Source organism: Affinibrenneria salicis (assembly GCF_008710095.1).
Genome location: NZ_VYKJ01000034.1, coordinates 1 through 7,037, shown reverse-complemented (window position 1 = coordinate 7,037; position 7,037 = coordinate 1). Strand labels below are relative to the sequence as shown.

The following is a 7,037-nucleotide window of genomic DNA, read 5'->3' as shown; positions in this document are numbered from 1 at the left end:
CCGCAAAATCTGCGATTTCAGGGACAGTACCTTGACCGGGAAACCGGCCTGCATTATAACCTGTTCAGGTACTACGACCCGCAGTGCGGGCGGTTTACCCAGCCGGACCCGATAGGGCTGGCGGGGGGGATCAATCTATACCAGTACGCGCCTAATCCGTTATCTTGGATCGATCCGCTTGGGCTGAAATGTACTCATTTTGCAAAGAATCCAAAGCAACTCCATGCATCAATTAAAGATAAATGGGGTCACAGCATGACAAAAAGAGACATGCGCGAACTTCAAAATACCGTAGATAGAATTAAATTGAATAAACCCCGTTATTCAAATGATGGAACTCCTTTCAGTAACACCCATACTGTGGGAAATCCAAATAGTCAGCGTTTAGATACAGGTAGTGGCCCATATAGGGAATGGACAGTGAAAACACCAGATGTAGGGACTAATGGAGCACGAAGAATAGTTGTTGATAGCAAAACAGGCCGTGCCTACTATAGTCATGATCATTATGATTCTTTCGTGGAAATCAATCTCGGGGGATGGAAATAATGCGAGTGGAAAAGTCTATAACTTTAAATTTTTCGTCTATAAAGACCGTAGACGAACTATATGATGAATTATCACTTAAGCTTGGTTTTCCTGATTTTTTTGGAAGAAATATAGATGCTGTTATTGATTGCATGTTTGGAGTTAGATATCCAGATGAAGGGATGATAAAGGTAAATGTTAGTGAAGATGGCTGTTTGTCTTTAAATATAAAAAATTTCTCTAGCGCTGACGTGAAATTAAAGGATTCAATAATACATATTGTGGAATATGTTAACTACAAATATCAGTTCAAAGGATTAGAGCCAGCAATTTTATTATGTTTTATTAAGTAAGTTTGCATTGATAATAATAGCCGGAAGAGATCGCGATGATCCTTCCGGCTTATTATTATCTGCCACTCAATTGAGGCTATTTACGCATTATTCCTTGCCCGTTCCAGACCGCCGGGAAAGCAGTTAAGCCAGTCGGCGGCGGCGTGTTCATCGAACGGCTCCCGGCTGAGCCCCCTCAGACAACGCCACAGCTCCCGAATATCCAGCACGGTAAGACGAGGCAGCCCGGCATGACGCGCAGCTTAAGCGACTGCCCGGTGCTGAACCCGGCTTCCTGTAGCCACTTGCCGCTGATATTGATGGCGGGCGTGGAGGTGTCCGCTCCTGTCGGGCCGGTAGCCGACACGCTGATAGCGCGCCGGCTGAGAGATTTTAAAAACGGTGGTATCTGGCGAAGAATGCGCGTCAGCCATAATCAACGTTCTCGTCGGCGGGTGGTAGCCTCCTCTGGAGGGCCGCCCCGAATACCGCTACGACGCACTGGGCCGGCGCACGCACAAAATCCTGCACCGTCACGGCGAGGCCGGCGCCGATGCGGAGGTCATCACCTTCCTGTGGAGCGGAATGAGGCTGGCGGGCGGGCAGAGCAGCCGCACGCCGGACAGCAACATCCGCTATCTCTGCAGCGAAGACAGTTACGAGCCGCTGGCGCGGGTCGACCACCGCGCCGGCCGCGACACGGTGTATTACTTCCACACCGGCCTGCCGCTCGGGATGACGGATGAACAGGGCGACACGGTGTGGCGCGGCCGATTCAGCGACTGGGGCGAAACTGAATATGAAAGCCACCCCGGCCGGCTGAACGGCCCGCAAAATCTGAGATTTCAGGGACAATACCTTGACCGGGAAACCGGCCTGCATTATAACCTGCTCAGGTACTACGACCCGCAGTACGGGCGGTTTACCCAGCCGGACCCGATAGGGCTACTTGGTGGATTAAACAACTACGCTTACGCACCGAATCCGCTGACGTGGATCGACCCGTTGGGTTTGGCTGGTTGTACTGTAAAAATGCAACCATACCGTGATGATGTCCTTGTTAAAGGCCCCCATGCTGATGTTTTTGTTAATGGAAGAAAAGTATCTGAAGCAAGGCTAGGTAATGACGGTCAGTGGTTTAGGTGGGGTGAAATGGCAAATGACCGTAAAGTTTTAAAAGAGGTAGATAAAGCCATTAAAGGTATGGAAAATAACTCTAAAATTATGACTGAGACTATATCTCAAACGAAAAGAGCGATCCGAGAATTTGAGCAAGTGATTAATCACGGGAAGCCTGGAACAGGTATTTACCAGCAAGCAGAAAGAGGTTTGATAAGGTTTAAAGAAATCTTGTGGTTAATAACATGAATATGACTTTTCAGTCTTTTTTGGTTAATGGAAGAACATCTTTTGCTTTTGGCGAATTTTATGAAACTGTGTTAGGTGGTTTAAAAAATTATAGGTCATATGAGTTAGACAAACACTCAGGTTCTTTTGCTATTTATTATAGTGGTATCGAGTTACTGTTTGATAATTATAAGTTGTGCTTGGTCCAGTATGAAATATCTCGTGTATTACAGCTGTACATTAATAAAAATAAAATAACTGGAAGTACATCTATTGATAACTTTAAGGGTTATTTAAATGAAATTAATGTTAGTTATTTAGAAGAGAAAAAAGATGGGCAAAAAATTTTGATAACTAACCATAATGTGAAAGTTTTTTTTGAGGAAGAATTATTTTCAACTGCAATAAAATCATGGTGATTATTAAAATAAATAGCCGGAAGCGCTCTAAACGATCCCTCCGACTTTATTTTATCTGTCGTTCAGTCGCGGTTATTTACTGATTCATTATCCCCGCCAGATCCAGCCCGCCGGGAAAGCGGTTAAGCCAGTCGGCGGCGGCGCGTTCATCGAACGGTTCCCGCCTGAGTCCTTCCAGACAGTGCCACAACTCCCGCAAATCCTGCACGGTGATGACGATGCAACCCGGCATCACGCGCAGCTTGAGCGGCTGCCCGGTGCTGAACCCGGCTTCCTGTAGCCACTTGCCGCTGATATTGATGGCGGGCGTGGAGGTGTCGCCCCTGTCGGGCCGGTAGCCGACACGCTGATAGCGCTCGTGCTGAGAGATTTTAAAAACAGTGGTGTCTGGCGTAGAATGCGTGTTCAGGGCGGTAGCGTGAATGGTTTCCGATACTACGACGAAGGTATGAAGGTAACTTACAACCGAAACCGGTAGTACAATTCGAAAACCGGTCGCGATCATTCCTATGATCCGATAGGGCTGGAAGGTGGTATTAACCTCTATGCTTACGGTCCGAACCCCCTCAGTTGGATCGACCCTCTCGGTCTGAAATGCATCCAGAATAAAGTAGACGGAACAGCACGAGAGAAAAGAGCTCAGGGAATACTGGAACGCCGTTATGGCAAAGAAAATGTGCTCAGCGAGCGTTACTTACGTGATTCTACAGGCCGGTCAGTAAAAGATCCTCTGACGGGCGAAAGAAGAAGAATTGACTTTGTGGTGAAAGGTCAGGATGGTCAGTGGCGGCCTGTTGAAATAACGAGCCGAACAGGTGCTTAAAACAAAGGCCCCCAAATAGCGAAAGAAGGAAGAGTTCGTGAAGCTGGAGGGATTTTTATAAAAAATAAAAATACAGGTGAGTTAATTCAATTGGATGAACTCTCAATAGTCATTGGGGTGAAATGATGGGTGAAACTGATTTTACTTTACATAATGTTCAAATGTTGCTCACGAGAAACAAGAGTAAGCAATGGCAAGAGGAAATTATTAAAAGCTCAACTGTATTGTTAGGTTTTTTGAAAAATAATGGGCTATTAGTTGGTGTGGATCCTTTTGATGAACAAGGGGAATTAAAAACTGACACAGTTATTAAAATGTCAAATATTACCGAGGATGGTTTGGCATTATTTAAAAATACAGTTGATGGTTGGTATAATTATCTTGCAAGAAGCACAGCCCCTGATAAATACGAAAACATAAGTCGCCTTGAGAAAGGGCTGGCAAAAATAAGAGGAAAATAAAAAAAGCCGGAAGCGATCTTAACGATCCTTCCGGCTTTTTTATCATCGGTCAGTCACTGCCTGTAATCTCCGCCAGATCCAGCCCGCCGGGAAAAGCGCCCAGCCACTCAGCGGCGGCGCGCTCATCGAACGGGGCGCGACTCAGCCCCGGCAGCATAAACCACAGTTCGCGGATATCCTGCACGGTGATGACGAGGCAGCCCGGCATCACGCGCAGCTTGAGCGGTTGCCCGGTACTGGACCCGGCTTCCTGTAGCCACTTGCCGCTAATATTGATGGCGGGTGTGGAGGTGTCGCCCCTGTTGGGCCGGTAGCCGACACGCTAATAGCGCTCCGGCTGAGAGATTTTAAAAACAGTGGTATCCGTCAGCCATAGTCAACATTCTCGTCGGCGGGTGGTAGCCCCCTCTGGAGGCCCCCCCCGAATACCGCTACGACGCGCTGGGCCGGCGCACGCACAAAATCCTGCACCGTCACGGCGAGGCCGGCGCCGATGCGGAGGTCATCACCTTCCTGTGGAGCGGAATGCGACTGGGGCGAAACTGAATATGAAAGCCACCCCGGCCGGCTGAACGGCCCGCAAAATCTGCGATTTCAGGGACAGTACCTTGACCGGGAAACCGGCCTGCATTATAACCTGTTCAGGTACTACGACCCGCAGTGCGGGCGGTTTACCCAGCCGGATCCGATAGGGCTGGCGGGGGGAATAAACCTTTATCAGTATGCGCCGAATCCGCTGGGATGGGTTGATCCGCTGGGGCTGAGTAAATGTGGAATCGAAGGAAAATACAGGGAAATCGATAAAGCTGATTTGCCTGATTGGATAAAAAAATCCTTTAAAAACGGAGAGTATAAAACTGTAGTAACTACAGAAGAGATAACCTTGTATAGGGTGTTTGGTGGTAATGCAAAAATAGATGGTTCTTTTGTCACTACATCTCCTGCTTTGAATAAGATACAGGTGAAAATAGATTCAGCGCTTTTACCTGAATGGAAAAACACAAGACAATTTGAGGTTATGATTAAAGTACCTAAAGGGACAGTCCTTCAAATTGGAAAAGTTGAACAGCAAACAATGATGTCAGGCGCTGTTCTTAACGGTGGCACTGACCAGATATTATTACCACAAGGTTATCCGATAAGCTGGATAAGTGATGTTAGGTTCTTATAATGGAGGTTTACCTCATGAAAAAAAATGAAGTTTTAATCGAAATAGATAAGGCGCGCGCGTATATTGAAAATGTTATGATTAATGAAAAAAAAGGTGGACTAAAGGAATTAATTGATGACCTTGAGCGGTTAAAAAGTAAAATTACTAACAATGCTCTTGTTAATAATCCATTAAGAGGTTTTCCTCGTCGATATGCGGAAATGTACAATGATTATCTTCATCCCATAACTAATTTTCTGGATAATATAGAAAAGTCCGTCGATTCCTATTTGAAAACCAATTAATTATTATAGCCGGAAAAGTTCCCTAACCTATTCCGGGTTTTTAATTATCGGTCAGTTATTATCCTTCATCCCCGCCAGATCCAGCTTGCCGAGAAAGCGGTTGAGCCAGCTTGTGGCGACGTACTCATCGAAGGGTGTGATACTGAGTGCTTGCCGGTTGCCCCACCGCTCACGGAGATCCTGCGCGATGATAATGAGGCAGCCCTGCATGACGCGAAGATAATGCTCCGGCTGCTAGATTTTAAAAACGGTGGCTGGCCCTGTATGCGTCTTCAGGGCGGTAGCATGTCTGATTTCCTACAACTATGATGACGTTATGTAAGGTAGTTTACAGCCGAAATCGGTAGTACGACTCGAACATTGGATGGATTGTTGCACTTGACCCGATAGGGCTGGCGGGTGGGCTGAATCTTTACCAGTATGCGCCTAATCCGTTATCTTGGATCGATCCGCTTGGGCTGAAATGTACTCATTCAGCTAAGAATCCAAAGCAGGCTCATGCTGCCATTAAAGATAAATGGGGGCATGATATGACCCCTAAAGAAATGCGAGAACTTCAAAATACTATAGATAATATAAAGTTAAACCGTCCTGCTCATGCTAGAGATGGCATAACTTTTGAAAATAATTATCGTATATCTCCTAATAGCCAACGTCTTAATACAGGTAGTGGGCCTTACCAAGAATGGACAGTAAGAACGCCTGGGGTGGGTAATCGAGGAACAAGACGTATTGTTGTTGATAAAAAAACTGGGCAAGCATATTACAGCCACGATCACTATAATTCTTTTATAGAAATTAATCTTGGAGGGTGGAAGTAATGAAGTTAAAAAAGCTGTCTATCGATTTTTCTTATATCAAAACTGTTGATGATTTTCATAATGCGATGAAAGTATTATTTGGATTCCCTGATTTTTACGGGATGAATTTTAATGCATTTAATGATTGCTTGAATAGCCTTAGATATCCAGAAGATGGCATGAGTAGTATTCATCTCAAGAAAGATGAATGTTTGTTGTTGGAAGTAAAAAAAATAGACCGCATATCTGATGAACTTAGATATAATTTCTTGCTATCAATAAAGGCAATTAATTATGGTTCAATATCATTTGGTGACGACCCTTTAATATATTTATTATTTAATTAATAGAGGCTGTAATTTAATAAGCCGGAAGTGATCTCAACCGGCTATTTTTTACCTGCTGTTTAGTTCAACGATCAGACATTAATCTCGCTCTCAATCACCAGCCTGCCCCGCTCAACGGTAATAGTGATGGGCATTCCGGTCATAAAGGCCGACTCCTCCAGCCATCGGCCTTTGAGGTTAATCGCGGACGTTGGGTTGGGCTTGCCGTTTTGCGGGGCGTATCCCACGGTGTAGTAACGTTCTGTTTTGGTTTCTTTATTTACCGCGCCATCTGACTTAGAATGCGTCTCAGCCATAGTCAACGTTCTCATCGGCGGGTGGTAGCCCCCTCTGGAAGGCCACCCCGAATACCGCCGCGCGGAGTACCACTACGACGCGCTGGGCCGGCGCACGCACAAAATCCTGCACCGTCACGGCGAGGCCGGCGCCGATGCGGAGGTCATCACCTTCCTGTGGAGCGGAATGCGGCTGGCGGGCGAGCAGAGCAGCCGCACGCCGGACAGCAACATCCGCTATCTCTACAGC

At 46.3% G+C, this 7,037-nt stretch carries 13 protein-coding genes and 3 pseudogenes; 11 read left to right on the top strand and 5 right to left on the bottom strand.

Features of this window, described 5'->3' with window-relative positions:
- A partial coding sequence (locus FJU30_RS26505) for an RHS repeat-associated core domain-containing protein (RefSeq protein WP_317984065.1) occupies positions 1–549 on the top strand: 549 nt, incomplete at its 5' end.
- Entirely contained in the window at positions 549–881 is a 333-nt protein-coding gene (locus FJU30_RS26500; RefSeq protein WP_150437911.1) for a barstar family protein, read from the top strand. The genes FJU30_RS26505 and FJU30_RS26500, both read left to right, overlap by 1 nt.
- 175 nt (positions 882–1,056) lie before the next feature.
- Here the strand turns inward: FJU30_RS26500 and FJU30_RS27530 are convergent, their stop codons facing one another.
- Entirely contained in the window at positions 1,057–1,227 is a 171-nt protein-coding gene (locus FJU30_RS27530) for a SymE family type I addiction module toxin (RefSeq protein ID WP_317984064.1), read from the bottom strand.
- A gap of 218 nt (positions 1,228–1,445) precedes the next feature.
- On the opposite strand from FJU30_RS27530, the gene FJU30_RS27700 reads away from it, so the two are divergent.
- Positions 1,446–2,228: an RHS repeat-associated core domain-containing protein gene (locus FJU30_RS27700; RefSeq protein WP_395858978.1), complete on the top strand. Its 783-nt coding sequence runs from the start codon at positions 1,446–1,448 to the stop codon at positions 2,226–2,228.
- Positions 2,225–2,626, top strand: coding sequence for a hypothetical protein (locus FJU30_RS26485; protein ID WP_150437909.1), 402 nt, complete (start codon positions 2,225–2,227; stop codon positions 2,624–2,626). Before FJU30_RS27700 ends, FJU30_RS26485 begins: the two co-directional genes overlap by 4 nt.
- Positions 2,627–2,702: 76 nt before the next feature.
- On the opposite strand, the gene FJU30_RS26480 is transcribed toward FJU30_RS26485, so the two are convergent.
- Positions 2,703–3,131: a SymE family type I addiction module toxin gene (locus tag FJU30_RS26480; protein WP_150437908.1), complete on the bottom strand. Its 429-nt coding sequence runs from the start codon at positions 3,129–3,131 to the stop codon at positions 2,703–2,705.
- Positions 3,132–3,143: 12 nt separating this feature from the next.
- Between FJU30_RS26480 and FJU30_RS27695 the strand changes: the two genes are divergently transcribed.
- On the top strand, positions 3,144–3,449 hold the full coding sequence (locus tag FJU30_RS27695; protein WP_395858981.1) for a hypothetical protein: 306 nt from the start codon (positions 3,144–3,146) through the stop codon (positions 3,447–3,449).
- Between the two features lie 122 nt (positions 3,450–3,571).
- Complete coding sequence (locus FJU30_RS26470; protein WP_150437907.1) at positions 3,572–3,910, top strand: hypothetical protein; 339 nt, start codon at positions 3,572–3,574, stop codon at positions 3,908–3,910.
- 49 nt (positions 3,911–3,959) lie between these two features.
- Here FJU30_RS26470 and FJU30_RS26465 read toward each other — a convergent pair.
- Positions 3,960–4,220 (bottom strand): annotated as a pseudogene (locus tag FJU30_RS26465) (SymE family type I addiction module toxin); the annotation flags it as partial.
- Positions 4,221–4,490: 270 nt separating this feature from the next.
- Between FJU30_RS26465 and FJU30_RS26460 the strand changes: the two are divergent.
- The 5 genes and pseudogenes from FJU30_RS26460 to FJU30_RS26445 all read left to right on the top strand — a co-directional run.
- Positions 4,491–5,081: pseudogene (locus FJU30_RS26460) on the top strand (RHS repeat-associated core domain-containing protein); the annotation flags it as partial.
- A gap of 14 nt (positions 5,082–5,095) precedes the next feature.
- Positions 5,096–5,365: a hypothetical protein gene (locus FJU30_RS26455; RefSeq protein WP_150437906.1), complete on the top strand. Its 270-nt coding sequence runs from the start codon at positions 5,096–5,098 to the stop codon at positions 5,363–5,365.
- Between the two features lie 377 nt (positions 5,366–5,742).
- Positions 5,743–5,832: pseudogene (locus FJU30_RS27410) on the top strand (RHS repeat domain-containing protein); the annotation flags it as partial.
- A gap of 63 nt (positions 5,833–5,895) precedes the next feature.
- Complete coding sequence (locus FJU30_RS26450; RefSeq protein WP_223881720.1) at positions 5,896–6,186, top strand: ribonuclease domain-containing protein; 291 nt, start codon at positions 5,896–5,898, stop codon at positions 6,184–6,186.
- Positions 6,186–6,512, top strand: a complete 327-nt coding sequence (locus FJU30_RS26445) for a barstar family protein (RefSeq protein ID WP_150437905.1) — start codon at positions 6,186–6,188, stop codon at positions 6,510–6,512. Before FJU30_RS26450 ends, FJU30_RS26445 begins: the two co-directional genes overlap by 1 nt.
- 71 nt (positions 6,513–6,583) lie before the next feature.
- Here the strand turns inward: FJU30_RS26445 and FJU30_RS26440 are convergent, their stop codons facing one another.
- Together FJU30_RS26440 and FJU30_RS27405 are read right to left on the bottom strand one after the other, a co-directional pair.
- Positions 6,584–6,808 (bottom strand): SymE family type I addiction module toxin, encoded by a 225-nt coding sequence (locus FJU30_RS26440; protein WP_150437904.1) that lies wholly within the window; start codon positions 6,806–6,808, stop codon positions 6,584–6,586.
- Positions 6,801–7,037: hypothetical protein (locus tag FJU30_RS27405; RefSeq protein WP_223881719.1), on the bottom strand; the 237-nt coding region annotated here is incomplete at its 5' end. The genes FJU30_RS26440 and FJU30_RS27405, both read right to left, overlap by 8 nt.

Excerpts from the sequence above, each read along its gene's own strand:
- FJU30_RS26445 (WP_150437905.1), top strand. The coding sequence starts at position 6,186 with ATGAAGTTAAAAAAGCTGTCTATCGATTTTTCTTATATCAAAACTGTT.
- FJU30_RS26440 (WP_150437904.1), bottom strand. The coding sequence starts at position 6,808 with ATGGCTGAGACGCATTCTAAGTCAGATGGCGCGGTAAATAAAGAAACC.
- FJU30_RS26480 (WP_150437908.1), bottom strand. The coding sequence starts at position 3,131 with ATGATCGCGACCGGTTTTCGAATTGTACTACCGGTTTCGGTTGTAAGT.
- FJU30_RS26500 (WP_150437911.1), top strand. The coding sequence starts at position 549 with ATGCGAGTGGAAAAGTCTATAACTTTAAATTTTTCGTCTATAAAGACC.
- FJU30_RS26485 (WP_150437909.1), top strand. The coding sequence starts at position 2,225 with ATGAATATGACTTTTCAGTCTTTTTTGGTTAATGGAAGAACATCTTTT.
- FJU30_RS26455 (WP_150437906.1), top strand. The coding sequence starts at position 5,096 with ATGAAAAAAAATGAAGTTTTAATCGAAATAGATAAGGCGCGCGCGTAT.
- FJU30_RS26450 (WP_223881720.1), top strand. The coding sequence starts at position 5,896 with ATGACCCCTAAAGAAATGCGAGAACTTCAAAATACTATAGATAATATA.
- FJU30_RS27700 (WP_395858978.1), top strand. The coding sequence starts at position 1,446 with ATGAGGCTGGCGGGCGGGCAGAGCAGCCGCACGCCGGACAGCAACATC.
- FJU30_RS26470 (WP_150437907.1), top strand. The coding sequence starts at position 3,572 with ATGATGGGTGAAACTGATTTTACTTTACATAATGTTCAAATGTTGCTC.